The sequence below is a fragment of the Rhodococcus sp. MS16 genome, assembly GCF_013277795.1.
In the GTDB taxonomy this organism is placed as follows: domain Bacteria; phylum Actinomycetota; class Actinomycetes; order Mycobacteriales; family Mycobacteriaceae; genus Rhodococcus_F; species Rhodococcus_F globerula.
On record NZ_VBTM01000008.1, the window covers coordinates 84,303 to 110,551 of the forward strand.

General features: G+C 60.6%; 26 protein-coding genes and 1 riboswitch. Of the genes, 16 read left to right on the plus strand and 10 right to left on the minus strand.

What is annotated here, in order from left to right; genetic code table 11:
- Positions 1-47: 47 nt before the first annotated feature.
- Genes FEZ60_RS19765 through FEZ60_RS19775 form a run of 3 tightly spaced genes read right to left on the minus strand, consistent with a single transcriptional unit; the run spans position 48 to position 2,910 of the window.
- The gene (locus FEZ60_RS19765; RefSeq protein ID WP_141486625.1) at positions 48-1,478 is read right to left on the minus strand and encodes an NAD(P)(+) transhydrogenase (Re/Si-specific) subunit beta; all 1,431 of its coding nucleotides are present in this window, start codon (positions 1,476-1,478) and stop codon (positions 48-50) included.
- Complete coding sequence (locus FEZ60_RS19770) at positions 1,478-1,801, minus strand: NAD(P) transhydrogenase subunit alpha (protein WP_033236042.1); 324 nt, start codon at positions 1,799-1,801, stop codon at positions 1,478-1,480. The genes FEZ60_RS19765 and FEZ60_RS19770 overlap by 1 nt, the downstream gene beginning before the upstream one ends.
- The gene (locus tag FEZ60_RS19775) at positions 1,801-2,910 is read right to left on the minus strand and encodes a Re/Si-specific NAD(P)(+) transhydrogenase subunit alpha (protein ID WP_045071404.1); all 1,110 of its coding nucleotides are present in this window, start codon (positions 2,908-2,910) and stop codon (positions 1,801-1,803) included. The genes FEZ60_RS19770 and FEZ60_RS19775 overlap by 1 nt, the downstream gene beginning before the upstream one ends.
- Positions 2,911-3,186: 276 nt before the next feature.
- Here FEZ60_RS19775 and FEZ60_RS19780 point away from each other — a divergent pair, with 276 nt between their 5' ends.
- Positions 3,187-3,552: a DUF488 family protein gene (locus tag FEZ60_RS19780; protein WP_095888751.1), complete on the plus strand. Its 366-nt coding sequence runs from the start codon at positions 3,187-3,189 to the stop codon at positions 3,550-3,552.
- A 7-nt stretch (positions 3,553-3,559) separates the two neighbouring features.
- Here the strand turns inward: FEZ60_RS19780 and FEZ60_RS19785 are convergent, their stop codons facing one another.
- Positions 3,560-5,098, minus strand: a complete 1,539-nt coding sequence (locus FEZ60_RS19785) for an AMP-binding protein (protein ID WP_172936809.1) — start codon at positions 5,096-5,098, stop codon at positions 3,560-3,562.
- Positions 5,099-5,260: 162 nt separating this feature from the next.
- On the opposite strand from FEZ60_RS19785, the gene FEZ60_RS19790 reads away from it, so the two are divergent.
- Together FEZ60_RS19790 and FEZ60_RS19795 are read left to right on the plus strand one after the other, a co-directional pair.
- Positions 5,261-6,079 (plus strand): maleylpyruvate isomerase family mycothiol-dependent enzyme, encoded by an 819-nt coding sequence (locus FEZ60_RS19790; protein WP_172936810.1) that lies wholly within the window; start codon positions 5,261-5,263, stop codon positions 6,077-6,079.
- Positions 6,080-6,092: 13 nt separating this feature from the next.
- Entirely contained in the window at positions 6,093-6,734 is a 642-nt protein-coding gene (locus FEZ60_RS19795) for a Type 1 glutamine amidotransferase-like domain-containing protein (protein WP_141486629.1), read from the plus strand.
- A gap of 23 nt (positions 6,735-6,757) precedes the next feature.
- Here FEZ60_RS19795 and FEZ60_RS19800 read toward each other — a convergent pair whose 3' ends face one another.
- A complete protein-coding gene (locus FEZ60_RS19800; protein WP_033236037.1) occupies positions 6,758-7,087 on the minus strand; it encodes a hypothetical protein in 330 nt (109 codons plus the stop codon).
- A gap of 559 nt (positions 7,088-7,646) precedes the next feature.
- Between FEZ60_RS19800 and FEZ60_RS19805 the strand changes: the two genes are divergently transcribed.
- Together FEZ60_RS19805 and FEZ60_RS19810 are read left to right on the plus strand one after the other, a co-directional pair.
- A complete protein-coding gene (locus FEZ60_RS19805) occupies positions 7,647-7,922 on the plus strand; it encodes a GNAT family N-acetyltransferase (protein ID WP_045071408.1) in 276 nt (91 codons plus the stop codon).
- A 134-nt stretch (positions 7,923-8,056) separates the two neighbouring features.
- Positions 8,057-9,304, plus strand: coding sequence for an MFS transporter (locus FEZ60_RS19810; protein ID WP_346343386.1), 1,248 nt, complete (start codon positions 8,057-8,059; stop codon positions 9,302-9,304).
- A gap of 3 nt (positions 9,305-9,307) precedes the next feature.
- Here the strand turns inward: FEZ60_RS19810 and FEZ60_RS19815 are convergent, their stop codons facing one another.
- Complete coding sequence (locus FEZ60_RS19815; RefSeq protein WP_172936811.1) at positions 9,308-10,876, minus strand: carboxylesterase/lipase family protein; 1,569 nt, start codon at positions 10,874-10,876, stop codon at positions 9,308-9,310.
- Between the two features lie 105 nt (positions 10,877-10,981).
- Positions 10,982-11,077, plus strand: a riboswitch (TPP riboswitch).
- Here FEZ60_RS19815 and FEZ60_RS19820 point away from each other — a divergent pair.
- The 7 genes from FEZ60_RS19820 to FEZ60_RS19850 all read left to right on the plus strand — a co-directional run bounded on the left by FEZ60_RS19820 (position 11,065) and on the right by FEZ60_RS19850 (position 17,379).
- Positions 11,065-11,823: a TenA family protein gene (locus FEZ60_RS19820; RefSeq protein WP_172936812.1), complete on the plus strand. Its 759-nt coding sequence runs from the start codon at positions 11,065-11,067 to the stop codon at positions 11,821-11,823. Its footprint overlaps the riboswitch before it by 13 nt.
- On the plus strand, positions 11,820-12,839 hold the full coding sequence (locus tag FEZ60_RS19825) for an ABC transporter substrate-binding protein (RefSeq protein WP_045071414.1): 1,020 nt from the start codon (positions 11,820-11,822) through the stop codon (positions 12,837-12,839). Before FEZ60_RS19820 ends, FEZ60_RS19825 begins: the two co-directional genes overlap by 4 nt.
- On the plus strand, positions 12,817-13,620 hold the full coding sequence (locus FEZ60_RS19830) for an ABC transporter permease (RefSeq protein WP_172936813.1): 804 nt from the start codon (positions 12,817-12,819) through the stop codon (positions 13,618-13,620). The genes FEZ60_RS19825 and FEZ60_RS19830 overlap by 23 nt, the downstream gene beginning before the upstream one ends.
- Complete coding sequence (locus tag FEZ60_RS19835; RefSeq protein ID WP_172936814.1) at positions 13,617-14,420, plus strand: ABC transporter ATP-binding protein; 804 nt, start codon at positions 13,617-13,619, stop codon at positions 14,418-14,420. The genes FEZ60_RS19830 and FEZ60_RS19835 overlap by 4 nt, the downstream gene beginning before the upstream one ends.
- Positions 14,421-14,646: 226 nt before the next feature.
- Positions 14,647-15,255 (plus strand): LysM peptidoglycan-binding domain-containing protein, encoded by a 609-nt coding sequence (locus FEZ60_RS19840; protein ID WP_172936815.1) that lies wholly within the window; start codon positions 14,647-14,649, stop codon positions 15,253-15,255.
- A 172-nt stretch (positions 15,256-15,427) separates the two neighbouring features.
- Complete coding sequence (locus FEZ60_RS19845; protein WP_045071422.1) at positions 15,428-15,916, plus strand: hypothetical protein; 489 nt, start codon at positions 15,428-15,430, stop codon at positions 15,914-15,916.
- Positions 15,917-16,032: 116 nt separating this feature from the next.
- Positions 16,033-17,379, plus strand: coding sequence for a hypothetical protein (locus FEZ60_RS19850; protein ID WP_045071423.1), 1,347 nt, complete (start codon positions 16,033-16,035; stop codon positions 17,377-17,379).
- 10 nt (positions 17,380-17,389) lie between these two features.
- Here FEZ60_RS19850 and FEZ60_RS19855 read toward each other — a convergent pair whose 3' ends face one another.
- Positions 17,390-18,508: a class I SAM-dependent methyltransferase gene (locus FEZ60_RS19855; protein ID WP_172936816.1), complete on the minus strand. Its 1,119-nt coding sequence runs from the start codon at positions 18,506-18,508 to the stop codon at positions 17,390-17,392.
- A gap of 150 nt (positions 18,509-18,658) precedes the next feature.
- Positions 18,659-19,777, minus strand: a complete 1,119-nt coding sequence (locus FEZ60_RS19860; protein ID WP_172936817.1) for a Glu/Leu/Phe/Val dehydrogenase dimerization domain-containing protein — start codon at positions 19,775-19,777, stop codon at positions 18,659-18,661.
- A 209-nt stretch (positions 19,778-19,986) separates the two neighbouring features.
- Here FEZ60_RS19860 and FEZ60_RS19865 point away from each other — a divergent pair, with 209 nt between their 5' ends.
- Together FEZ60_RS19865 and FEZ60_RS19870 are read left to right on the plus strand one after the other, a co-directional pair.
- Positions 19,987-20,499 carry an Lrp/AsnC family transcriptional regulator gene (locus FEZ60_RS19865; protein WP_033236034.1) on the plus strand — a complete coding sequence of 171 codons (513 nt, stop codon included), beginning with the start codon at positions 19,987-19,989 and terminating at the stop codon, positions 20,497-20,499.
- Between the two features lie 46 nt (positions 20,500-20,545).
- On the plus strand, positions 20,546-21,007 hold the full coding sequence (locus tag FEZ60_RS19870) for a 6,7-dimethyl-8-ribityllumazine synthase (protein ID WP_033236033.1): 462 nt from the start codon (positions 20,546-20,548) through the stop codon (positions 21,005-21,007).
- Between the two features lie 56 nt (positions 21,008-21,063).
- On the opposite strand, the gene FEZ60_RS19875 is transcribed toward FEZ60_RS19870, so the two are convergent.
- A complete protein-coding gene (locus FEZ60_RS19875; RefSeq protein ID WP_242484722.1) occupies positions 21,064-21,411 on the minus strand; it encodes a hypothetical protein in 348 nt (115 codons plus the stop codon).
- Between the two features lie 20 nt (positions 21,412-21,431).
- Positions 21,432-21,932, minus strand: coding sequence for a DUF3558 domain-containing protein (locus tag FEZ60_RS19880; RefSeq protein ID WP_172936818.1), 501 nt, complete (start codon positions 21,930-21,932; stop codon positions 21,432-21,434).
- A gap of 1,151 nt (positions 21,933-23,083) precedes the next feature.
- On the opposite strand from FEZ60_RS19880, the gene FEZ60_RS19890 reads away from it, so the two are divergent.
- Both FEZ60_RS19890 and FEZ60_RS19895 read left to right on the plus strand, forming a co-directional pair.
- Entirely contained in the window at positions 23,084-24,760 is a 1,677-nt protein-coding gene (locus FEZ60_RS19890; RefSeq protein WP_095888602.1) for an FAD-dependent oxidoreductase, read from the plus strand.
- 9 nt (positions 24,761-24,769) lie between these two features.
- The gene (locus FEZ60_RS19895; protein ID WP_095888601.1) at positions 24,770-26,209 is read left to right on the plus strand and encodes an ATP-binding protein; all 1,440 of its coding nucleotides are present in this window, start codon (positions 24,770-24,772) and stop codon (positions 26,207-26,209) included.
- Positions 26,210-26,249: the final 40 nt, after the last annotated feature.

The following is a 26,249-nucleotide window of genomic DNA, read 5'->3' on the forward strand; positions in this document are numbered from 1 at the left end:
GCCTACTCACCCTCGTGAGTAGGCGCCCTTTTCTGAAGCAGAAAAACTTACAGAGCCTTGAGTTCTTCCGTGACCTCGGCGACGGACTTCTTCGCGTCACCGAAGAGCATCGACGTGCCCTCGGCGAAGAACAGCGGGTTGTCGATACCGGCGAAGCCGGAGTTCATCGAACGCTTGAGCACGATGACCGACTTCGACTGATCCACGTTCAGGATCGGCATCCCGTGAATCGGCGAGTTCGGATCATTACGCGCCGACGGGTTGGTGACATCGTTCGCGCCGATCACCAACGTGACGTCGGTGCGGGAGAACTCGTCGTTGATGTCGTCCATTTCCTTCATCGCGTCGTACGAGACATCCGCCTCGGCGAGAAGAACATTCATGTGACCGGGCATGCGACCGGCAACGGGGTGAATGGCGTACTTGACCTCGACGCCCTTCGACTCGAGCAACTTCGCCATGTCCTTGACGGCGTGCTGAGCCTGCGCCACGGCCAAACCGTAACCGGGAACCACGATCACCTGATTGGCGTACGCCATCTGGATAGCAGCATCGGCCGCGGAGGTCGCCTTCGCGGTGCGCACGACACCGTCGGAGGATGCGGCTTCTCCGCCGCCGCCACCGAAACCGCCGGCAACAATAGCCGGGATGGAACGGTTCATGGCCTTCGCCATGAGGTTGGTCAAGATGGTGCCCGACGCGCCGACGATCATGCCGGCCACGATCATGGCCTGGTTGTCGAGCGCCAAACCTGCTGCAGCAGCCGACAAACCGGTGAGGGCGTTGAGCAGCGAGATCACGACGGGCATGTCGGCGCCGCCGATAGGCAGCACCACCATCAAGCCGAGGATGCCCGAAAGTACGAGGACACCGACGATCCAGAGGGAACTGGTCGGGCCTTCCGGGGAGATCGCCTTGATACCGATGATCACCGAGAACGCAACAGCGGCAATGAGCAGCAGAGCATTGAGGGGTTGCTGCAACTTGCCAATGCCGATCGGACGACCCGGCAGGGTTTCCTGCAACTTCAGGAACGCGATCACGCTGCCCCAGAAGGAGATCGAACCGATCACCGCAGCAAAGAGAGACGCGATGACGATGTGCACCGTCGGGGACTCACCGTGCTTGAACGCGGTGAAACCGTCCGAGTCGAGGAATTCTGCGTACGCGATCAACGCGACGGTACCGCCGCCGACACCGTTGAACAGTGCCACCAACTGCGGCATGGCCGTCATCTTCGTGCGCAGCGCCGGCGGAACACCGAGTACAACGCCGATGATCAGACCGGCTGCGATGAGGATCCAGTTCCCCATCTCCGTGTCACGGATGGAGATCAGCGTCGCGATGACGGCGATGAGCATGCCGACAGCGGCGATCTGGTTGCCGCGCACCGCGGTCTTCGGGCCGGTAAGACCCATGAGACCGTAGATGAACATCGAGAACGCGACAATGTACAAACCATTGACCAGGTATTCCATTACTGGTCACCATCCTTCGAAACAGTCTTGGCGGCGGGCTTGGCCTTGAACATCGCCAGCATGCGGTCCGTGACCACAAAGCCACCGACAACGTTGACCGTTCCGAAGACAAGTGCGACAAACAGAATGATCTGCAACCCGATGGACGGATCGTGCACCTTGCCCAAAACCACGAGCGCGCCGAGAACGACGATGCCGTGGATGGCGTTGGTACCCGACATCAGCGGGGTGTGCAGAGTGTTCGGGACCTTCGAGATCACCGCGAAACCGACGAACCCGGACAACACCAGGATCGCGATATTCGACAACAACGATGTGTACATCAGGCGCCCTTCTCTTCACGGGTGACGCACGCACCGGCCAGTACCTCGTCGGAGAAATCGGGCGCGAGTGCGCCTTCCACCAACATCAGTTCGATCAGCGCGGAAATGTTCTTCGAGTACAGCTCCGAGGCATGCTCGGGCATCGACGCCGGCAAATTCAGCGGCGAGCAAATCGTGACGCCATGCTTGACGACGGTCTGACCCGGCTCGGTCAACTCGCAGTTTCCACCCGTCTCACCGGCGAGGTCCACGACAACGCTGCCGGGCTTCATGCCCTCCACAGCGGCCGCGGTCACCAAACGCGGAGCGGGACGACCCGGAACCAACGCCGTGGTGATCACAACGTCGAAACCCTTGATGGCGTCTTCGAGAGCCTGCTGCTGCTTCGCGCGCTCGTCGTCGGTGAGCTCACGGGCGTATCCGCCCTCACCGGCTGCGTCGATACCGAGATCGAGCCACTGAGCGCCCACCGAGCGCACCTGATCGGCTACCTCAGGTCGCACGTCGTAGCCGGTGGCGCGGCCACCGAGACGCTTGGCCGTGGCCAGTGCCTGCAGACCGGCAACACCGACACCGAGAACAAGCACCGTCGCGGGCTTGACCGTACCGGCGGCCGTGGTGAGCATCGGGAAGAATCGCGTCGACTCCGACGCCGCCAGCAACACAGCCTTGTAGCCGGACACATTTGCCTGCGAGGACAGAGCGTCCATCACCTGGGCACGGGAAATACGCGGAATAGCTTCCACCGCATACCCCTCGATCCCGGCAGCCTTGAGCTCGGCGATGCGGTTGTCCGCGTTGCGCGGGTTCAGGAACCCGATCAACTTGGCGCCGGAGCTGATCTTGCCGATCTCGTCCGACGACGGCGGCGCGACCTTGACCACAACATCGGCGGTCCACGGATCGCCGATCTTCGCGCCGGCAGCGGTGTACAACTCGTCCGGGATCAAGGCACCCAGACCGGCACCGGACTCGACAACAACGTCGACGCCCTTGCCGATCAGAGCCGCCACGATCTTCGGCACCAACGCGACCCGACGCTCACCGTCACTCGACTCCCGAGGGACGCCGACCGACGGACGCACTTGTGCGCTCTTCGATGTTTCCATTTGTTCCATTACCTTCTGCGGTTGGTGGTTCGCCTGCTGCGATGAGCGGCGGCCAACATGGGATGAGCGGAAGATGACCCGCTTTTGGGTGAATGGTGACTGATACTAGCCAGACTTCTCCGTGGAAAGTGAACACGGAGAACTACTTTCTTCATCTGAATCGAGTCCGAACAGTATCTTTACCTAGATACAAGTCATTATAATGTGAGCCCCATCACATCGGGGTGTCGACCTATTCCACGATGTGAACCACAATCGATGCATGAGGTGTCGATCGTGAAGCGTCGAAAAATTGTCGTAGAACGGGTCTACGAAATGTCCGACGCCGAAAAGTCAGTGCGACTGTTAGTGGATCGACTCTGGCCGCGCGGGATACGACGCGACGAGTTGCCGTTCGACGACTGGGCCAAGGAATTGGCACCCTCTACCGAACTACGAAAGTGGTACGGCCACGACGCGACTCGCTTCGACACGTTTTCCGCAAAATATCTCGCAGAACTCGACGCACGTCCCGTCCGCGAGTACCTGGAGCGCGTCACACCCACAGCGGACACGCGCCCCATCGTGCTGCTCACGGCGAGCAAGGACCTCGCCCACAGCCACGCGTCGGTACTGGCCGACTATCTCCGCACAATCGTGTAACGATTGGTCAACTATTCACATAGTGGGATCGCAGCTTGTGCTTGACAAGTTTTCCAGTGGCAGTTCGAGGCAATTCGTCGGCGAAGTCGATGGAACGCGGCGCCTTGAAATGCGAAACGCGGTCGCGCACGTACTTCAGCAATTCTTCGGCGACATCTGCCGAGGGTTCAATTCCGTCTACTAACTGGACGACGGCCTTGACTTGTTCGCCCATCTCCTCGTCGGGAACTCCGATTACCGCGACGTCGAAAACCTTCGGATGGAGAGTCAGAACATTCTCCGACTCCTGCGGATAGATATTGACGCCACCCGAAATAATGGTGAATGCCGCCCGGTCGGTCAGATAGAGGAACCTCTCGTCGTCGATGTACCCGATGTCGCCGCTCGTGGTCCAGTTCGGATGATCGGGGTGCTGCGCGGACGCAGTTTTCTCCGGATCGTTGTGATAGCGGAACGGCAGCTTCTCACGTTCCCAGAAGACTGTGCCGATCTCACCGACGGGAAGGTCCGCGCCGGAATCGTCGCAGATGTGGACAATTCCCATTACTCCGTCGCGACCGACCGAACCTGGGTGCGACAGCGACTGCTCACTGTTGATGAATGTCGCGCCCGCACCTTCCGTCGACGCGTAGTACTCGTTGATCACCGGACCCCACCAGTCGATCATCGACGCTTTGACCTCCGGCGGGCACGGTGCCGCGGCATGAATGGCCACCTTCATGCTCGACACGTCGTATCCGAGTCGTGTCTCCTCGGGAAGTTTGAGCATCCGCACAAACATCGTCGGCACCCACTGACTGTGCGTGACGCCGTACTCGCCGATCAGAGACAGCGCCGTCTCGGCGTCGAAGCTGTCCATCAAGATCACTGTGCCGCCCACCGAGTTGATGACCCCGCAGAACCGCAGCGGCGCAGCATGATAGATCGGCGCCGGGCACAAATAGACTGTGCTGGAATCGAATCCGTACATCGGCGCGAACACGGCGGTAAACGGATCCATCGTGACGTCGACTTCACCTTCCGGCAGATCTCCCTTGATCCCTTTGGGGCGACCGGTTGTTCCCGAGGAATACAGCATGTCCGTGCCGCGGGGTTGCAAATCCAAAGGCTCCGTCGATTGCGCCGAGACAGCCGCGTCGTAGTCTTCGAATCCCGCCAGCTCACCCCCGTACGCCAATCTGTGGAGAACTCGCGGCGTCAGCGCCGGATCTGTCGGAACAGCGTGTGCTGCTCCAGCGGACGCGATCAGTACTTTCGCCTCGCAATCGTCGACGATGTACGCCGACTCCTGCGCCGTCAGGTGACAGTTGACTGCGGTGATGTAGAAGCCGGACCGCAGTGCGGCCCAATACACTTCGAACGCACGCAGGTCGTTGTTCGATATGAGTGCAACATGATCGCCAGGCTTCATTCCCAGCCCGCGCAGATGCCGGGCCAGTGCGATCGATCGCTCGTCGAGTTCCCGATACGTGATCGACTCACCGGTCGACGGACGGATGATCGCCGGCTTGTCCGGTGTGGAAGCAACAAAATTTCCAGGAAACACGTGCACTCCTCAATCAGCTTCTCGTACGTCCACCCCGGTCTATCACAAGGCGGCGCGGTCCGATTCGATTTCGGCAGAACGGCACCGTTGGCTCGGCGGCCGAACTTTCTCGCCCTACAGTGAGAAGTCAGTGAACCATCGAAATCTACGGAGAAAAGTCTTATGAGCGACTGGCCCCAGGAATCCGTCACCGGTTTGTTGATCGAGCAATGGCAGGTCATCGACTCGCTTCTGTCCGCCCTCGACGGCGACGGCTGGTTCTCCCCCACCAATTTGCCGGGGTGGACGGTGCATGACATCACCGCGCACCTGATCGGAACCGAATCGCTTCTCTCGGGAATCGAACCGCCGACCACCGACGTCAATGTTCACGCGCTCCCCCACGTGCACAACGAGATCGGCGCATTCAACGAGCGCTGGGTCGAGGGACTTCGACGGGTCCCGTCGCCGCAACTCCTCGAGCAGTATCGCGAGATCACGTCGGCTCGTACCGCCACCCTTCGCGCTTTGAGCGAATCCGACTGGAATGCCGAGTCTTCCACGCCCGTCGGCCCGGCACCGTACGGCCGCTTCATGCGAATTCGATTGTTCGACTGCTGGCTACACGAGCTCGACATCCGCGACGCTGTCAGCGCTCCCGGAGACGAGGGCGGTCCGCGCGCCGAGTTGGCGTTCAAGGAAATCTCGAGTTCCCTCGGATTTGTTGTCGGCAAACGGGGCAAGGCACCGGACGGCTCCAGCATCACCTTCGATCTCGGCGGCCCCCTGGCCCGCGAACTACACATCGCCGTCGACGGTCGCGCCGCTCTGGTTCCCACGCTCGATGGGCCACCCACCGTGACCGTGCGGATGAGTTCGGCGCTCTTCACGAGACTTGCCTGCGGACGGGTCCGCGCGGCTGATCATCTTGACGAGGTCACGATCGTAGGCGATCACGCGCTCGGCAAACGCATCCTCGACAACCTTGCGTTCACGATCTGAACCACGCCGTCCGATGAAGTTGTTCCTGGCGTCGTACCGGTTCGGCGACCACCACACACGGTTCGCGGAACTGGTCGGCCCTGGCGCTCGGATCGCCGTCATCGCGGCGGCCGCAGACGCTTGGCCGGCAGCCGCCCGAGCGTCCGCGGTTACCAGCGAACTGACACCACTACGCCGAGCGGGATACGACGCCGAGGAACTCGACATCCGCGACTACGCTCACTCACCCGACGCACTGGAGCGCGCACTGCGGACGTTCGACTGCGTCTGGGTCCGCGGCGGAAATACCTTTGTCCTGCGGGCGCAGTTAGCGCGGACGGGAGCGGACGACGTCCTCGAACGCCTTGTCCGTAATGGAGATCTTGCCTACGCGGGATACAGCGCCGGCGCTGCTGTGGCCACACCGACCTTGACCGGGTTGGACGTCACCGATGATCCCTCCGATGTACTGGCCACGTGCGGAATCGAGCCGGTGTGGACCGGGCTCGGACTCGTCGATTTCGCGATTGTTCCGCACGGCGGTGGTTCTGTACTCGAGGATCCTGCGGCCACGGCACGAACAGTCGCCATACTTACAAAAGAACGGATTCCGTTTAGGGTGCTGAGCGATCAGCAGGTTGTGGTTGTCGACGGCGGCGAGGCAGACGTCATCTGACGACCTCAGTCGTCAGTTGCCCTTCAACCGTGCTCGGCGACGGGCGCCGGGTGAACGCTATGTGACTGGCGATCGAGTCGCGCCCACGCGATTTCCCACCGCTTGACCGACACTTCGTCCGCATCTTCGAGGAGCGCGTCGAGAAGGAGTCGTGGGTTCTTGTGCCACGCGAGTTCTGCCGCTCGAACCTCGGCCGCGGAAAAGAGTCCGGATGCCGCAAGGTCGCGGATCCAGTCATCGATCTCGCCGCGGTGAATGCGTGCAATCGTCTCGTATCCGATGTGCTCATCGAGGAAGTCGTACGAAAATATTGCAGCCAGGTAACTGTTCGACTCACGCTGTCCGAAAATCATGTGCGTTCCTTCCTCGAAGTGTTCGACGACGATGTGACGACTGCCCGTTGCCTGGATGCACCCGAGACCTTTTTTCCGGTGACCCTGTAACGCTTCGTTTATCCCCGACGATGCACACGCTAACCCCCCAAGGCTTCGTTTGGGTTGCGCTCTGGAAAACGTTGCCGTGTCAGTGCCTATTCGAGACCTAAGGCCATCGCCTTCACGACATTGGTCCATATCTGGAGCCAGTCGGCCTGACCTGCGATTTGCCCGTTTTTTCGGCCTCCATGGGAGCAACACGCCCGGTTGCGAAAAAATCTTTTTCAACTATCTCACCAGGTGGGATCGTTACGGTAGCAAATCACGTGTATCGCCGTTTTCCCGTGCATCTTCACACCAAGAATCCCTAGTACACAGCCTATTTCTGACGACACAACGCGCTACACGATCAGCTTTGAACGGCTGTCCAATTGGGCGAGCAGCAATCGAAGAGCGCTGACTCGAAGCGCCTCTCGCGCCGTCCACAGACCCGAGTACCGTCGAGGAGACATCCCTCACCGATACGGAGCCACCAACAATGACCGACAAGATCGTGCACAACGTCGACGAGAGCCGCTTCGATATTTATTCGGACGACGAACTCGCAGGTTTTGCGGAGTATTCCGAATCGGATGGTGTGCGCGATTTCCACCACACCGTCACCTATCCGCAGTTCCGTGGCCGTGGGCTCGCTGCCGTCGTCGTGCGGCAAGCCCTCACACAAACGCAGTCGGACGGCAAGAAGATCGTCCCGTCCTGCTCGTACGTCGAAAAGTTCGTCGCGCAGAATCCGGAGTTTCAGATCCTCCTGTAACTCGCTTGTTGCCTCGGGGATAACTGACCCCGAGGCCGAGCGAGCCGTCAAAAATCAGTCGCGGACATGACGCGCGTCGGGCAGTGTTGGTGGAAACAGCACTTTTGCTGCCCCGCTGCCCGGAAGGAATGTCCGTGACTGTCACGCCCCGACTCGGACGCGCGGGCACGTCCGAACAGATCCACTACCTTCCGTTGGTTCTGATCAACCTCGCGACGCTGTTCTCCGCAATCGGAAACGGCATCTCCATGGTGGTCATCCCCTGGCTCGTTCTCGAGCGCACCGGGCGCGCCACCGACGCGGCAATTGTTGCCGGTGCCGCCGCCGTGCCACTGCTGATCGCAAGTTTGTTCTCCGGCACTCTCGTCGATCGATTCGGTCGTCGGCGCACCTCGCTGGTGTCCGACGCGTTGTCCGCTGTGTCGGCTTCGGCCATTCCCATCTTCGCGGTCACCTCAGGTCTGAGCATTCCGGTGATCGCCGCTCTCGCTGCGCTCGGTGCAACATTCGATCCGGCCGGCATGGCAGCGCGAGAATCGATGCTGCCGGCGGCGACGCGCGCCGCGGGGTGGAAGCTCGATCGGACCAACAGCCTGTACGAGGCGAACTACAACGTCGCGTATCTGATCGGTCCCGGAGTCGGCGGCGTCCTGATCGCCACGATCGGCGCGGTCAGCACCCTCTGGGTGACTGCGGCGGGGTTCGTGCTTTCGATCATCGTCGTTGCCTTCATCCGTCTGGCCGACGCCGGAACACCAGACCCCGGCCTACGTCCGGCGTCCATCTGGCACGGCACACTCGAGGGCTTGAAGTTCGTGTGGAACAACAAGCTTCTCCGAGCTCTGGCACTGGTCGACATGGCCGTCGTGGCTTTGTACATGCCGGTGGAGAGTGTTGTTTTCCCCGTGTATTTCACCGAGCTCGATCAACCCGCACAGCTCGGGTCGGTGTTGATGGCGTTGGCGATCGGTGGAATCGTGGGCGCCTTGGCGTACGCGCCGCTTGCTCCCCTGATGTCTCGGCGACTGATCATGATCTGTGCAGTCGGCGTGCTCGGCGTTGCCATGCTCGCGATGGCCCTGCTCCCGCCGTTGTGGGTGATTCTGGTCCTGGCGGGCCTGCAAGGTCTTGTGTACGGCCCGGTGGGGCCGATAGCCAACTACGCCATGCAGACTCGCAGCCCCGAGCACATGCGAGGCCGGGTTGTCGGTGTGATGACGTCGACGGCCTACGCCGCCGGTCCACTCGGATACCTCGTTGTCGGCCCACTTCTCGATCAGCTCGGTATTGCATCAACCTTTGTGGCACTGTCGATTCCGATCGTTGTCATCGCGATCGTGTGCGCGGCGCTTCCGGTGCTGCGCGAACTCGATCACCCCTGACCGCTATTTGAATCCCATCACCTCGGTCCCCCAGGCGATGCGCAGCACCTCGTCAGCGTCGTGGACCAACGAGTCCGGCGAATCGATCAGTAGCGTGGATCGGGCCTCTTCGTCATACGGCGGCCAGTGTTTGGACCCGTCGAGCGCGGCCGGCACTCCATGCCGGGCAAATGCCAGCCACCGTCGTTGTATCCGACCGGCCACCTCCATTGCAGCCTTGCGTCCACCCAACCAGAATGTCGGATCGACGTCCAGGGTTCCGAAATTGCCGAATACATAAGGCAATTCGGTTGCGTGCCCAGCTCCGATGCGCGCGGCCTTGAGCATGGGCGTGGCGTGGTCGAATCGATAGAGCCACGTCGGCGAGTGCCGTGCATGCGCGTCGGCAATCCATAGTGTCGGCATCCGAAACGCCGCGTCACGCGAGAGCGCCAAGGCACCGCTGGGTTTGGCGTGATCAGGATAGGCGGACATGATCTCGGCCAGCCGCGTCGGCGAAATGTCCGGGTGGTCGTCGGCCAGTGCCTGCAGCATCGCCTCCACCGACTGCGCACTCACCGGCATCAACGGCGATTTCATGAATTTGAAGATCGACGCCTCGTCCTTGTTCGATCCGATGATCAGTGGGATTCTGTGGGCATACCCCTTCTGGAAAGCTGCAACGGGGTAGTGCGGCACCAGATCTCGATCCACCACTGGGGCCATGGCGAGGGTGCCTGGAATGCGGGTCGGGATTTCGTTGACCAGTTCGTCACCGGCCTTGATGATCAGTTCGAGATCGGCGTCGATCAGATCGCCGGCATCGACTGGGGCAATCGAAATAAGTTCGAGGAAGCGGAGTGCCACCGAGCGCGCGCGATCACGTCCGTATACCGATGTGGCCGGCGGGCTTTGAGCGATCGCGCGATGAAATAGGCCTTCGGCCGTGGGGCACGTCATCAACGTCGTGATGGAACCGGCACCCGACGACTCCCCGAATACCGTCACCTCACCCGGGTCACCGCCAAACGCAGCAATGTTGTCACGCACCCACTCGAGCGCTGCAATCTGGTCGCGCAAGCCACAATTCGACTCGAACACCACGTCCGGTGTCGAGAAGGAAGACAAGTCAAGGAACCCCATCGCGCCGACGCGGTAGTTGAACGAGACGAGAACAACGTCACCGGTCTCCGCCAGGTGCCGACCGTCGTAGATGCTCTGGGCTGCAGAACCCAGACAATAGGCACCGCCGTGAATCCACACCATGACCGGCCGAGGTGTGCCGTCGGGGCGTGGCGCCCACACATTGACAGACAGACAATCCTCGTCGACCACAAACGCCCGATCTATCGGCACCGCCGGGCTTTGCCCCTGCGGTGCGACGGGACCGAAGGCGCGGCCATCCCGCACGCCGTCCCATGGTTCGGCCGGTAGTGGCGCTCGGAACCTTCGCTCCCCGGTCGGGGCGGCCGCGTACGGGATACCCTTCCAGGCGAAAACCGAACCATCGGCATATCCCCGGACGTCACCGGCTGGGGTATGGACGACAAGGGTGCTCTGGCCTGTGTCTCCCGGTCGAATCTCGGTGTCCATGCCTGAATCTCCTCACGACCTCGACTTTGAGAGAATCTGTCCCAAACCTACCAATTTCCGAGAGGTGGGGACGAGCAACGAAAAGCGGCGGTGTTAAGGTCGCCTTGTTCTGACACGGGGTGCTCCGCATGGGCGGGGCTGAGATCAAACCCGGGAACCTGATCAGGTAATGCTGACGAAGGGATGTCATGGCTACCACACAGCCTGCATACAGTTCTGCCGAAAATACGTCCGTCTCGAACACGGCGCTCATCGAATCGACTTCGGACCGATTCACCGACCGCCTCTGGGACGAGACAAAAGTGCTGCGTGAGTCCATCGACTCACTCGAATTCCTGCGCCGACTCGGCGACGGCACCTTGCCGCTCGACGCGTTCCGCACCTACATCGAGCAAGACAAGCTCTATCTCGAGGGGTACTCCCAAGCGCTGTCTCTTGTCGCCGCTCACGCACCGAACCCGCAGGCAGCGGGATTCTGGTCCAACTCCGCATCCACGGCAGCCACGGTCGAGTCGTCACTGCACGACGGCCTTCTCACCGGCGGGATTCTGCCGGCCGAGACCAGTCGACTCGAGCATTCACAAGCCTGCTTGGGATACGTGTCCTATCTGATCGCGACTGCCGCCACCGCGCCGTACGCCGTCTCGGCCGCTGCGGTACTCCCCTGCTTCTGGATTTACGCCGAGGTCGGCCGCGACCTGGCCGCGTCGGCGCGGGAAGTTCTGGACGCAGATCCGACGCATCCCTACGCGCAGTGGGTCAGCACCTACGACGCGCCGGAGTTCCACGAGTCCGTCGCGAAGGCACGGGAGCTCGTCGACGCAGCAGCCGACGCCGGTACCGAAGCAGATCGAGAAGCGATGAGCGAGGCGTTCCGAATCGCAAGTCGATTCGAGCTGATGTTCTGGGATTCGGCATTGCACCCGCAGCCTTGGCCCGCGTCATGATCTCGGTAAGGCGTGTTCTCGCCACGACCGCAGCTCTCGCAGCCACACTGACCATGATCAGTGGATGTTCCAGTGGCACAGAATCTTCGGATGCCATCCGGTTTGCACTCGACTGGACTCCGAACACCAACCACACCGGGCTCTACGTCGCGATGCAGGAGGGCTACTTCGACGACGCCGGACTGGACGTGTCGATCCTTCCCTACAACAACACCTCCCCCGACACCCTGGTGGATGCCGGCAACGCCGAGTTCGGGATCAGCACCCAGAGCCAGGCGACGTTCGCTCGCGCTGCGGGCGCGGACACTGTCTCCGTCATCGCGCCACTTCAGCACCGTGCCACGGGAATCGGCGTCAAAGCCGACCGATCGGACATCACCCGTCCGCGAGATCTCGACGGCAAGGTCTACGCCGGCTTCGGCGATCCCGGCGAGGTCGAAACGCTGCAACAGGTGATTCGCAATGACGGCGGGACCGGCGACTTCACGACCGTCACGTTGGGTACGTCGGCCTACGAAGCCGTGTATTCGGGGCAGGCTGATTTCACGGTGTCCTACTTTGCGTGGGAAGGTCTCGAAGCGGAGCGCAACGGAACCCCGATGCGCTACTTCCAGTACACCGATTACGGATTTCCCGACGCGTATTCCATTGTGATCAACGGTAATCAGCAGTGGATGAAGGATCACCCCGAGGAAGCTGCCAAGTTCGTCAAGGCCGTGCAGCGCGGATATCAGACCGCCGCCGAGGATCCCGATCGCGCTGCACAGGATCTCATCGATGCCAATCCCGGCGCCTTCACCGACGAGGACCTCGTGCGGGACAGCCAACGGATGCTTGCCGCTGATTACATGTTGGACGCAAACGGCGTTGTCGGAACCCAGAATCTCGAAACATGGTCCGGCTATTCGGGTTTCCTCTTCGACAACGGCCTACTGGCAGGCCCGGACGGCAATACGCTGACTCAGAAACCGAATTGGTCGGAATACTTCACCAATGAGTACCTCGACGCGCCCTGAAGTGGCGACTCGATGGGGATCCGTCACACGGCGAGCGTTGCCTGCGCTCGCCGTGGTGATCCTGCTCGTTGCGGCCTGGCAGATCTACGTCGATGTCAGCGGTATCCGTCCCCAAGTTCTGCCGTCGCCGGGCCGAGTGCTCTCGCAGGGGTGGAACAACCGCGACGTGATCTCCGGCCATGCGTTGTCGACGCTTCAGGTGACGCTGATCGGATTCTCCGTCTCTTTGGCACTCGCATGGATTCTTGCTGTGGTGGTGGACTTTTCACCATGGCTCTCGCGCGCGTTGGTTCCACTGTTTGTCGTCTCGCAGACGTTGCCGATCATCGCGATCGCCCCACTCATGATCATCTGGTTCGGATTCGGACTGTTGCCGAAGGTTCTGGTGATCGCGCTGGCAACGTTCTTCCCGATGACTATCGGTTTGATCGAGGGTTTTGCCGCGGCCGATCGTGAAGCCGGTGCCCTCCTGCGCAGCATGGGTGCCTCCCGCTGGCAAGAATTCCGGTACGTGCGACTCCCGTCGGCAATTCCACGGTTCTTCACGGCGCTGCGCATCGGTATCACCTACGCCGTCGTGGGGGCGGTGTTCTCCGAATACGTCGGCGCGACCTCCGGTTTGGGCATCTACATGAGCACCCAGAAGAATTCCTTCCGCACCGACCTGGTCCTTGCTGCGGTTCTGGTGACCGCTCTGATCAGTGTCACCTTGTACCTACTGACCTTTGCGGTGGAACGCGTCGTTGCGCCGTGGGCTCTGAGCGAAAGGACACCGCGATGAGCACCGAACGCATTGTCGACGTGGCCTCACTCAGCAAGGAATTCAGCACCCGGGCAGACACGCGACAGGTTCTCGACGACGTGTCATTCTACGCTGCCCCAGGCGAATTCGTGTCGATCATCGGACCGAGTGGATGCGGCAAGAGCACCATCTTCAATGTCCTGGCCGGACTCGAAACACCCACGTCGGGAACCGTCAACGTTGGTCTACCGGACTCGGGAAGCGGCATCCCGACTGCCTACATGCCTCAGAAGGATCTCCTGTTTCCGTGGCGTTCGGTTCTCGACAACACCGCACTGGGACTCGAAGTACAGGGTGTGCCGCGGAAAACCGCACGCAACAAGGCACGAGAGCTGTTTGCCGCCTTCGGACTATCGGGTTTCGAGAATGCCACTCCGTCGCAGCTGTCGGGAGGCATGCGCCAGCGGGCTGCCCTGCTGCGCACCGTAGTTCAGGGCAAGCCCGTTCTGCTGCTCGACGAACCGTTCGGCGCCCTCGACTCGTTGACCCGAACCGAAATGCAGTCCTGGCTCCAGGATGTGTGGCAGCAGTATATGTGGACAGTTCTGATGATCACCCACGACATTCGTGAGGCCATCTATCTGTCCGATCGCGTCGTCGTTCTCTCCGCAAGGCCCGCCACGGTCAAACGCGTCGTCGACGTGCCACTTCCGCGTCCCCGCGAACTGGACATGATCACCTCGCCAGAATTTGCCGCGGTCGAGCGCGAATTGCTCCGGGTGCTGCACAGCGAGACTTTGGCCGCGTTGTCCGATCAGTCCCCTCCTGGCGATTACTGAAGATAAGCTGAGAGTCACACGCAGTTCACCGAGTGTTCAGGCCAGACCGATTGATCGACGCCCAGGTCAACCCCCGGAAAAATCTCTCGGCGACCAAAACTGCTCACTACCAGAGAGATCGCGCTCGCCGAAATTCAAGTATGTGTGTCGGACGTTCCACAAAACTCTCCGGTAACGTAGTGTGGACCGCCTACGCAACCACTCACCGCAAGGTAACTGGCGAGTGATGCTTGCGTGGCAGGACCCCACCGCAACAGATTTGGAAAGGGACAGTGTGAGCACACTGCAGTCAGGCCAGAGTCTCGCTATCGGCCAGGAACTCAAGTCCGACAACGGTTCCTACGCCCTCACCCTGCAGGAAGACGGCAACCTGGTTCTCTCCGAGGACGGCCGCGCAGTCTGGGCAGCCGGCACAAACGGATCCGGCGCTAACCGCGCGGACGTGCAGGCCGACGGCAACTTCGTCCTCTACAAGGACGGGGACGCAGTCTGGGCATCGCAGACCTCCGGCAACGAAGGGGTCTCCCTCTCGGTGCAGAACGATCGCAACGTCGTTCTGTCCGCAGGCGACCGCATCCTGTGGTCCACTGACACCGCCGTCGCAGCTCCCGCACCTGAGCCCACCCCGGAGCCTGCCCCGGCAGCACCGGAGCCCGAACCGGCTCCCGCCGCTCCGGCAGCGCAGACCTACACCGTCGAGGGCGGCGACACTCTCTGGGCGATCGCCGAGCGCTTCTACGGCGACGGCAACCAGTACCAGCGCATCGCCGATGCCAACGGTATTGCCAACCCGGATCTCATCAACGCCGGCCAGGTTTTGACCCTCCCGGCATAGCCTGTTTCGCCGCGAGGCCCCGGGCGTTCAACGCCCGGGGTTTTGCACATGAAGCGGCCTTTGTGTTCTACAACACACTTATTCGCGTCCCACCCAATAGTTTTCGATGTGCCACTACTGTTCGATTTCGCCTACAGTGCTTTGCGTACTGCTCCCGGAGAACAGGTTGTGCATGAGAGACAGAACTGTCATGGTCGGCGCGCTCACAGTTGCCGGCATTTCTGTCGCTTCCGGCTTCCTCTTCGGTGGAGCAGCCGGAGCATTCGGCGGCGGCGGCCCGATCGTCACCCCGCCCGCGTTGGTTTCCACCGTCACCGTCGACTCACTCGCGGATATCGAACCTGCCTCGTTCTACACCTCGATAGTCGTACCTACCGTCGTGATTCCACCGACACCGACGTGGCAGGTCGCACCCGAGCTCACGGCCCCGCGCAACGTACCGCTGACATCCGTAGTGGCGTCGACGACAACGTCCACCACTGCTGTATCAAGCACCAGTTCCACCACTGCGGTGTCATCGACGCCTGCTTCGTCCACTCCTGCGTCAGCGACGCCGTCGAGCGCGCGCCCGTCCGGAACCGTGACTTCTACGACGGTCCCGACCAGCACAGGAATCCCGGTCGTCACCATCGATTCAGAGCGCCCGTCCAGCGGAGACTGAGACATTCGCCGTGAACTATCACGGTGACCGGCGTTACATCCCCTACCTGCAAACAGCTGCTTTGTCGGCACCTCGCGTTACCGTATAGGTCTCAGCGTTGCGTTAGGAGGTGACTGATGGCCGTGCACGGATTCGACCTCGATATCAGTGTCGACCGAGCGTGGGCGGAATTTCAGGCACGCCTGGCCGACCACATCTCGATCATGGTGGACGGTGACGTCCTTGCTGTCGAGGCTGCAACCTCCGACATCGACACCGCTGAAGGCGGAGCGCCCTGCGTCCAGTTCCTGATCTGGGACACCGACATGGTGCGGTGTGAGGTTCCCTCCAACAATTTTCTGCACCCGCGGTTCGCCCTCGACGAGTCCGGCCTCGAGACTCTCGTCGCGCTCGGCTGGGCTCCCCCGTCGGACGGTCCCGATACCGACAACAGCTCCCCCGCCTTCTGCGTCGACAAGAGGCAGAACTGGTCGGACCAACTGGCTTCGATGACCGTTGCGGCATTTCGCACGGTTTTCGGTGTCCATCACCCGGCGTTTCTGTCCAGTGATCTCACCGGCAATCAGCTGACACCGGATTTCGATCCGTCGGCCACCACCGTCGACGAGTTACCGCTGCTCGATCCCGCTGCGGCGTACCTGCCCAACGACGTCGACCATCTCAAAGAACTTGTCACCCTTGCCCTGGTTCCCATGCTCGGCAGCCTCCCCGAACGCGACAGCGACGGAGACATCCCCATTCGCGTCGGCTCCACCGTCATGTTCGTCGGACCGCTCTCGGATTCGCTTGACGTTCAACTGTTCTCACCGCTGGTACAGGACATCAGCGATCGCACCCGCGCCAGCGAGGTCATCGCGGACCTCAACCGCAAATGGTCCCGGATCAAGTTCGTTCTGATCGACGACAGGTTGTCCGTCTTCCTCGAAGTCGCGGGCTCACCGTTTGTGCCCAAACATCTCACCGATACGTGCGCCTCGTTGACGTCGTTCCTTCGTACCGTCGACGACGAGTTCGCGTCGCGCTTGGGCGGCGATCTCTTCTTCGCGAACAAGGGCGGCGAGTCGGGCACACTTCAACCCGAGCTCACCATGGAAGATCTGCCGCCGGAACTCGAGACGCTGCTTCATCTCGATCTCGATGTTGCCGATGACCTCGAGGCCGTCGCCGACGTGTGCGGACGCGACCGCGACCTGATCCTGCAGTTGCTCCACATCAGCAACGAGTGGCAGATCCAGTTGCGGAGCCAAGCCGTCGACGCACACAGCCGCGACGACGCTGAAGAAGCCGCCGGATTCAATGATCAGGTAAGTACGTGGGAACGCATGGTCGATCGGCTGCGCGGCGCACTTCGTCTGGTTGTGCTGCCCGATGCCAAGTCAGATCCGCCGGCAAAACCGCAGCCCGAACAAATGGGGTTATTTGCCGACCCCACTCAGGAAACGCTGTTCGACGACCCGTCCTGACGTCGGAAATTCAGCGTCGACGAAGCCGCCACAACGAGGTGGTTTCACGCGCACGCGCGGCATGCAGAGCGTCCGTTCGGTCACTCACCTTGGCGTGCGTCGGTTTGACGTCGATGCGATCGATCACCGTCAATCCACCTGCTGCGATCATCGCGTGCAGTTCGGTCCGCGTGCGCAGGCCCAGGTGTTCGGCGATATCGGAGAGAATCAGCCAGGCCTCGCCGCCCTCCGCGAGATGATCCCCCACTCCGGTCAGAAAGCCTTTCAACATCGCTCCGGCCGGGTCGTAAATCGCGTACTCGATCGGTGAGGTTGCCTTGGCCGGAATCCACGGCGGATTGCAGACCACTAGTGGCGCAACACCTTCCGGGAACAGATCCGCCTCGATCACTGTCACCTGATCGCTGTAACCCAACCTGTCGAGGTTGGACCGCGCGCACTGCAGGGCCCGGGGATCTTGATCCGTCGCCGTCACTTCTGTGACTCCACGCGCAGCGAGCACAGCGGCCAACACCCCCGTGCCGGTACCGATGTCGAAAGCGCTTTCGGTCGACGGCAACGGCGCAGCGGCCACCAGGTCGATGTACTCACCGCGCACGGGCGAGAACACTCCGAATGCCGGATGTATCCGAGCGTCCAACGCGGGAATCAGAACGCCTTTGCGGTTCCACTCGTGCGCGCCGATTGCACCCAACAGATCACGCAGCGAACGAACCGACGGCTGATCCGTGACGCCGAATGCCTCGGTGAACGCTACGTGTGCGTCGGGCGCACGACGCAATGGGATCGAGAGATCCGCGTCGAGGGGAATCAGGAGCATGCCGAGAATCTGTGCGCGCCGGCCCTGTGTCTGGCGGTGAAGATGGAAGGCCTGTGCCGGATTATCCGAGTCTCTGCGCGGTTTGCGATCCATCCGGGCAGCCACAGCCTTGGACAGTTGACGCGCATTCTGGAAGTCACCGCGCCATAGAAGGGCTGTTCCCTCGCACGCCAATCGGTAGGCTTCGTCCGCCTTCATCGTGTCGTCTGCGACCAGTATCCGCTTGGGGGCCGGTGCCCCGCTCGTGGACCCCCAGAGCGCACGGCGCTCGGTATCGTTCTCGGTCCACACAACGTACTGTTCGGTCATCAAAGGCCCTTCCGGCGTCGGACATGGAGCGGATAGGGCGTTCGACGCACTGCGGCCGGTCCCGGCTCGCGTGTTCCAGTTCTGCACATCTGCCTGTCTGGTTCCACACTAGCCGGGACCGGCCGAATTAATGACCTCGCGCGGGGCGTCTCAGCTCGCCGTGCGCAAACGAACTGCCTGTGCGATACGCGCCTCGGCGACGGAGTCTGCTGCATCGCCCGCGAGGATTGCTTCAGCCTTCGCCTTGGCAAGAATCTCGGCTACCGTGTCGAAAATCTTCTCCACCTGAGCCCTGACCTGCTCAGCCGTATGCTCTTTCAGCTCGCCCGCAACCTGAATGAGGCCACCACCGTTGGCGACATAATCAGGTACCCACGTGATGCCGCGCTCGCTCAGAACGGACTCGACCTCGGGTTCGGTCAGCTGATTGTTGGCTGCGCCGCAGATCACCGCGGCTGTGATTGCCTCTGCTGTGGCGTGCGAAAGCGTCGCACCCATTGCGCAGGGCGCATAAACATCGAGATCGGCGTCGATGACACTGTCCACGATCTGCGCCTGCGGGAAATCCGCCTTCACGCGGTCGAGTGCCGTCGCGTTGACATCAGTGGCCAGCACGGTCGCGCCGTCGGCCAGGAGCAGCTTGATGAGTTCGTACCCAACCTTGCCGGTGCCCTCGACTCCCACCGTCTTTCCGGCCAGATCACGCGAGCCCCAGTGAGCCTGCGCAGCCGCCAACAGTGACTGGAAAACGCCGAGGGCCGTCATCGGCGCGCTGTCGCCCGAGCCACCTGCCTTCGCATTGCGACCCACCACGAAGTCCGTTCCGAGCCCGATCACGTCGAGATCGTCCGAGTTGGTTCCCACATCTCCGGCCGTGATGTAGCGGCCGCCGAGTGTCTGAACGAATTTTGCGTAGGCGCCGAGCAATTCGGCAGACTTCGCCGTTGCCGGGTCGCCGATGATGACGGCCTTTCCGCCGCCCAGATCAACACCCGCAACTGCGGCCTTGTAGGTCATTCCGCGAGAGAGCCGCAAAACGTCTGTGACAGCGGAAGATTCGTCCGCGTACGGGTAGAACCGGGTGCCGCCGAGCGCCGGCCCGAGCGTCGTGGAGTGGATTGCAACAATCGCCTTGAGTCCACTCGCCGGATCCTGGAAGAAGCTCACCTGCTCGTGTGGGTAATCGCGAAGATAGTCTGCGCGATCGAATACGCCGGCGGTGTCGTCGGAGATGTGGGCGGAGTTCACAGGCTCGGCGGTGAGAGTCATTGTGAGATAGACCTTTCCAAAGGACTTGTACGACACAGGCGTGAGATCGAGACGAATCGTCGATGGGTACAGTGATCTACGCAAACTGTTCCGCTGAGCAATTCGTAGAACCAATGCTCTTCCTGAGCTACGATTTGGTCAATGCAAATCTATTGAACTAAGCAATACGATCATCCAGTGACCTCGATCACTGAAGAAAGGTTCACAAAGTGCTCAGCATCGACAAGCTCGACGTCCAGCTACTCGGATTGCTCAGCAAGGATTCGCGCATGAGTGTCGCCGAACTCGCGAACTCGTTGGGAGTCGCCCGGAACACTGTCCAGGCTCGGATGAAGCGCATGGAATCAGGCGGAATTCTCACCGGGTTCCGCCCCAATCTCGATCTCCCCGAAGTTGGCATCCCCATCCAGGCATTTGTGGGCCTCGAACTGGAGCAGGGAAAGATCAGCGCCATCGCGAGGAGCTTGGCCGAGTTGCCCGAGGTGATCGAAATTCACGCCACCACGGGACGCGAAGATCTGCTGGTGCGGGTAGCCACCTCCACTCACGCTGCGCTGCAGAAGTTGGCGGAGCAGATCGTCAGCCTTCCGGGTGTCACTCATTCCACCACCACGATCGCGCTGACCAATCCTCTTCCCTACCGAATCCAGCCGCTGCTCGAGCACCTCACCAACGATGCAGGCTGGGGGCGCTCCACGGCGTTCCCGCGGCAGCAGGATTGAGACATGCATTCGCGACGACGCTTCCTGGTGCAGTAGTTTTGTCGTTATGAGTGACATCCAGGGACAGCGCATCGCGTTCATTCAGGCGACGTGGCATCGCAACATCGTGGACCGTGCACGTGACGGATTCACAGACGAAATAGTCGGTTTGGGCTACGCCCGCGATTCAGTCGATTTCTTCGAGGTGCCGGGCGCTTTCGAGATCCCGCTACATGCGCGCCGTTTGGCGCAGACGGGCCGTTACCAGGCAATTGTTGCTGCTGGCCTCGTCGTCGACGGTGGCATCTACCGCCACGATTTTGTGGCGACCGCCGTCATCGATGGTTTGATGCGAGTGCAGCTTGATACTGATGTTCCGGTTTTCTCGGTCGTTCTGACGCCGCACAACTTCCACGAGCATGCCGAGCATGTCGATTACTTCAGCACCCATTTCGTGAAGAAGGGCGCCGAAGCAGCGCGCGCCGTGGACGCTACGGTCACCTCGCTGAAGTCTCTGCCCACCGCCTAGTCGTTCCACAGTCTCGCTGAGTCGGATGCCCTCCGGCTCAGCGAGATTTTTTGTGCCTATTCGGGGATCTCGCGCCTCCCATGGGCGGCGGCGTTCTCCGTGTCCACGGATTCATAGCGGTTGATGCAGGCTTGGAAATAGGCTCGCATCTCCTTCACCACAGCGATGTGACTGTCGAGAGATTTCTCCAACGAGTCCCCGACACCGCCGTCGCGCGCTTTACGCGAGAATTTTGCGGCCAGATCGAGCCCTGACTGTAGGGTTCCCATCCCCCTCACATCACTGAGTCGCTCGCAATGCTTGACCATCAATTGCAGCTCACCGATCCACGCATCACAAGCTACAACCATTGGTTTGGCCACGTTCGGATCGACGAACAGTTCGCCGCTGCCCTGACTCGCCATTGGACCTACCTCTCAGAGATTCATCGGGGCAATGATGAAACGAGTTGCAATGCAAAGCTTTCGACAAGACCACAGGTAGAACTTTCGTGAGGTGTGCCCGCCTTTGCTTCAATGTTGAGCCACACGGAACCTTTGGATGTCGCAAACGCCAGGTAGCATCCGTCGATGGTTTCGTCAGATTCCCGCCGAAACCACAGTCCGGCTCGATCACCAATATTCGTCTCATCGAATTTCGTGTAATCCGGTCTGTTCCGTACATCATCAAGTGTGTAATCCGTCGCCATGATTGTGAAGAAATACCACGACGCGGTCCAAGAACACATCTTCCATCCGGGCTGCTCGACGCCATCAATGTCGATGTCCTTTGTCAAAGGGTTGAGGCCGACTTGTTCGATCACTGAGTCCGGGATGTCCGTACAGGCGTTGAACAATCCCTCCTGACCAGACGCACGCTCAGGCTCACCCTCCACGGTTGAACCACACCCCACCGCAAACAACCCAATGACAATGGCTCCCAGCATAAGTCGAAGCCGCGCCAATCTAGGAACCCGATACTTCATGCCGCGCTAGACGATCCATATTCTCCGCCTCAACAGCGAAATAGCGGGTCACGCATGCCTGAAAGTACGCTTCCATCTCCTTGAGAACATCGATGTGACTGAGGAGCGACTTCTCGAGCGAGTCCTCGCCTCCAGATGCTTTCAGGGAGAATTTGCGTGCCAGGTCCATTCCCGATTGAAGCGTGCCCATTCCCTTCACATTTGACGCCGACTCAACCTTACGAAGCGCAACATCTAACTCCGCCCGGTACGCCCTACAACTGTCACGGAGTTTGCGCGCAACTTCAAAGTCCACTGAGATCGCACCGCCTTCAACTTCGCCTTTCCAAGTTGCCCATCGTGAGAGTTGCGAGCCATCTGAGGGCCCATCAGGATTAGCCACAACAGTTCCCATCTTTCATTTGGTCTTCAACGTGGCCAATAAGTTTCAAGTTCGGCTCCATATCGCGTCGCGAGCGTGCACGTGGACTCTTCGATCGGATGTAGGCCCATCCCGGAGACTCGAAGCCAGATCGAACCCTGCTTAACTGGCGTCGCGATGTAGCAGGACGCACCAACTTGATCGTGAACTCGCGAGTACTGAATTCCTTGTCTCTGGCCGATTTGAATATCGTCGAATCCAGTGAAATCCGTGTTATCGCGAACATCTCGCAATGAGTACACGTTCGACAGAACGACAACGAAATACCACGGCCCCGTCCACGAGCAGATCTTCCATCCGAGTTCTTCGACGCCAACCAGATCTCTTTCCTTTGTCAACGGATCAAGACCAACATCCTCAATCGCCCGGTCCGGAATGTCCGTACACGGATCGAATAGTCCCGCTTGACCGGATAGCGGCTCAGCCTCCCCCTCCACGGCTGAGCCGCATCCGACCAGAGCCCATACCAATATCCCTGCCACGAGAAGCCGACCCCCCATCGACATTCTCATCGGGCCCCCTTCGGTATGAACTCACTCTATTTGATGCGCCGGCGACTCAATCGGTTCCCGCTACCGACAAATTCCCAGTTCACGTCCCCATGTTCGCTTGCAGCGCATCTGTAGCGATTGACGCTGCTCGTGACAGTCGCATACTGGAGGGGTTGACTACAACGTCGGGAGGGCACCGAGTGAGCGCGCCGAAAGCACCTGCCAAACCAGCTATCCTCAGCGTGGACGACGACCCCGGGGTTTCCCGCGCCGTCGTCCGCGACCTTCGTAAACGCTACGGCGAGAAATATCGGATCATCCGCGCCGAATCGGGCGATCAGGCGCTCGAAACTCTGCGCGAAATGAAGCTTCGCGGGGACGCTGTCGCCGTTATCGTCGCCGACTACCGCATGCCCGGTTTGAGCGGAATCGAATTCCTCGAGCAGGCAATGGATCTCTACCCGATAGCTCGACGCGTTCTGCTCACTGCGTATGCAGATACCGAGGCCGCGATCGACGCCATCAACGTCGTCGACCTCGATCACTACCTGCTCAAACCCTGGGACCCACCGGAAGAAAAGCTCTACCCGGTCATCGACGCTCTCCTCGACGCGTGGGCCGGTTCCAGTCACCATCCTGCCGAGGAGACCAAAGTCGTCGGCCATCGTTGGTCGGGACGATCCTCTGATGTTCGAGAGTTCCTGGCACGCAATCAACTTGCATACCGTTGGTACATGTCGGACGAGCCTGAAGGACAACGACTCCTCACCGCCGCAGGAGTTGACGAATTGAACCTTCCCGTCGTCATTGCTCCGAATGGTGACGTACTGGTTGAGCCGACGGACACCGAACTCGCGGACAAACTCGGCCTGAGCACCACCCTGTCCGAGGACTTCTACGATTTGGTCGTGATCGGCGGTGGACCGGCGGGGTTGGGTGCTGCTCTCTATGGAGCTTCGGAGGGTTTGCGAACTGTCCTCATCGAACGACGCGCCACAGGTGGACAGGCCGGTCAAAGCTCTCGTATCGAGAATTATCTCGGCTTCCCGGACGGTGTTTCCGGATCACAGTTGGCCGATCGCGCGCGGAGGCAGGCAACAAAGTTCGGCGCTGAGGTCATCACAGCCCGCGATGTGACGGGTCTCGAAATCAACGGCTCTGCCCGCACAGTTCGTTTCGACGACGGCACATCCGTTGATGCGCATTCTGTCATCTTGGCCACGGGTGTTTCGTACCGTCAACTTTCGGCTCCCGGTCTCGACACGTTCACCGGCCGAGGCGTGTATTACGGATCTTCTGTCACCGAAGCCGCGCGATGTAGCGAGCAGGATGTCTACATCGTGGGTGGGGCAAACTCCGCCGGCCAAGCAGCTGTTTATCTTTCACGCGGTGCACGATCCGTCACGATCCTCATCCGGGGCGCTTCACTCGAAGCATCCATGTCCTACTACCTGATTCAGCAGATCGAGAAAAATCCGAAGATATCGGTTCGCGCCTGCACCGAAGTAATCGCCGCTGACGGTGACGATCACCTCGAGCGAATCACGCTGCTGAACAGAGCAACTGGTGAAGAAGAGATCGTCGACGCACATTGGCTGTTCATCTTCATCGGCGCCGCTCCGCTGACGGATTGGCTCGGCGACGTTGTTGTTCGCGATCGACATGGATTTATCGTCGCCGGCCCCGACCTCGCCGCCGACGGCATCACACCGCAAGGGTGGCCCCTCGACCGAGCACCCCACCACCTCGAAACCAGTGTTCCCGGAGTCTTTGTCGCCGGTGACGTGCACGCCGAATCAGCCAAGCGGGTCGCGTCGGCTGTCGGTGAAGGAGCGATGGCCGTGATGTTCGTCCACCGCTATCTCGCTCAACAATAGGGAGATTTGATGTCTGTCCCAGAATGCAGTCCAGAACTTCTTCGCACACTGTTCCTGTTCGAGGAGCTCACCGACGATCAACTCGAAACACTCTGCCAGAGTGGCCACATCACTGAAATCGACCGCGGCCAGGTCTACCTCGAAGGCGACCCGGCATCGTGCTTCTACGTCCTGATCGAGGGCGAGCTGATCATGTCGAAACTCTCCGGCGGCGAAGACATCGAGATGGTGCGCACCTCCCAGAGAGGCGTCTACTCCGGCGGTTGGACGTCGTACTTGGGTGATCGTGTCCCGCAAATCTATTCGGCGTCGCTGCGCGTAACGAAGCCGTCGACCTTCTTCGTTCTCGACGCCGACAAGTTCGGCGCTGTAGTGCGCGAATGGTTTCCGATGGCTGTGCACCTTCTCGAAGGAGTGTTCTTCGGGAACCAGAACACCCGCCAGATCATGGATCAACGTGAGCGTCTTCTCGCCCTCGGCTCCCTCTCCGCCGGATTGACCCACGAACTGAACAATCCCGCAGCCGCAGCAGTGCGGGCGACCGCGTCGTTGCGTGAACGCGTCGCCGGCATGCGGCGCAAACTGGGGATGATCGCCTCAGGCTTCTACGATCGCGACTCACTTGTCACCCTCATGCATATGCAAGAGGAAGTCGCCGAAGTTGTTGCCAAGGCTCCGACGCTCACCCCCCTTGAAGCATCCGATCGAGAAGACTCCCTGGGTGAATGGTTCGAGGACCATTCCATCCGCGAAGGTTGGGACCTAGCACCAACCTTCGTCCAAGCTGGCCTCGACACCAACTGGCTGGAGACTGTTGCCGCAGCAGTGGACGAGTCCGTGCTCGAGGGGGCAATCCGTTGGTTGAACTACACCATCGAGTCTGAGCTACTGATGAACGAGATCGCCGATTCCACCACCCGAATCTCCACGCTTGTCGGTGCGGCCAAACAGTATTCGCAAATGGACCGCGCGCCCTTCCAGACCATCGACGTTCACGAATTGCTTGACAGCACGCTGATCATGTTGGGACAGAAAATCGGTGACATCGCCGTCGTCAAGGAATACGACCGGGCACTCCCACCCATCGATGCGTATGCAGGCGAACTCAATCAAGTGTGGACCAATCTGATCGACAACGCTGTCGCTGCTATGGATGGCACTGGGACCTTGACTGTTCGCACCAGCCGCGACGGCGATCGAGTCTGCATCGAAATCTGCGATACAGGATCGGGAATCCCCGACGACGTCATCGACAGAATCTTCCAGCCCTTCTTCACCACGAAACCGGTCGGCGAGGGAACGGGCTTGGGCCTGGACATTTCGTGGAGAATCGTTGTCGGCAAACATCACGGTGAACTTCGGGTCACATCCGAACCCGGGGACACCCGCTTCCGTGTTCTCCTGCCGATCTCTGGACCAGAGCGCAACCATGTCGACGATGCCGAGTAGCGCACGCCCGACTCGGCGCGCACGATGAATAAGCAGAGCC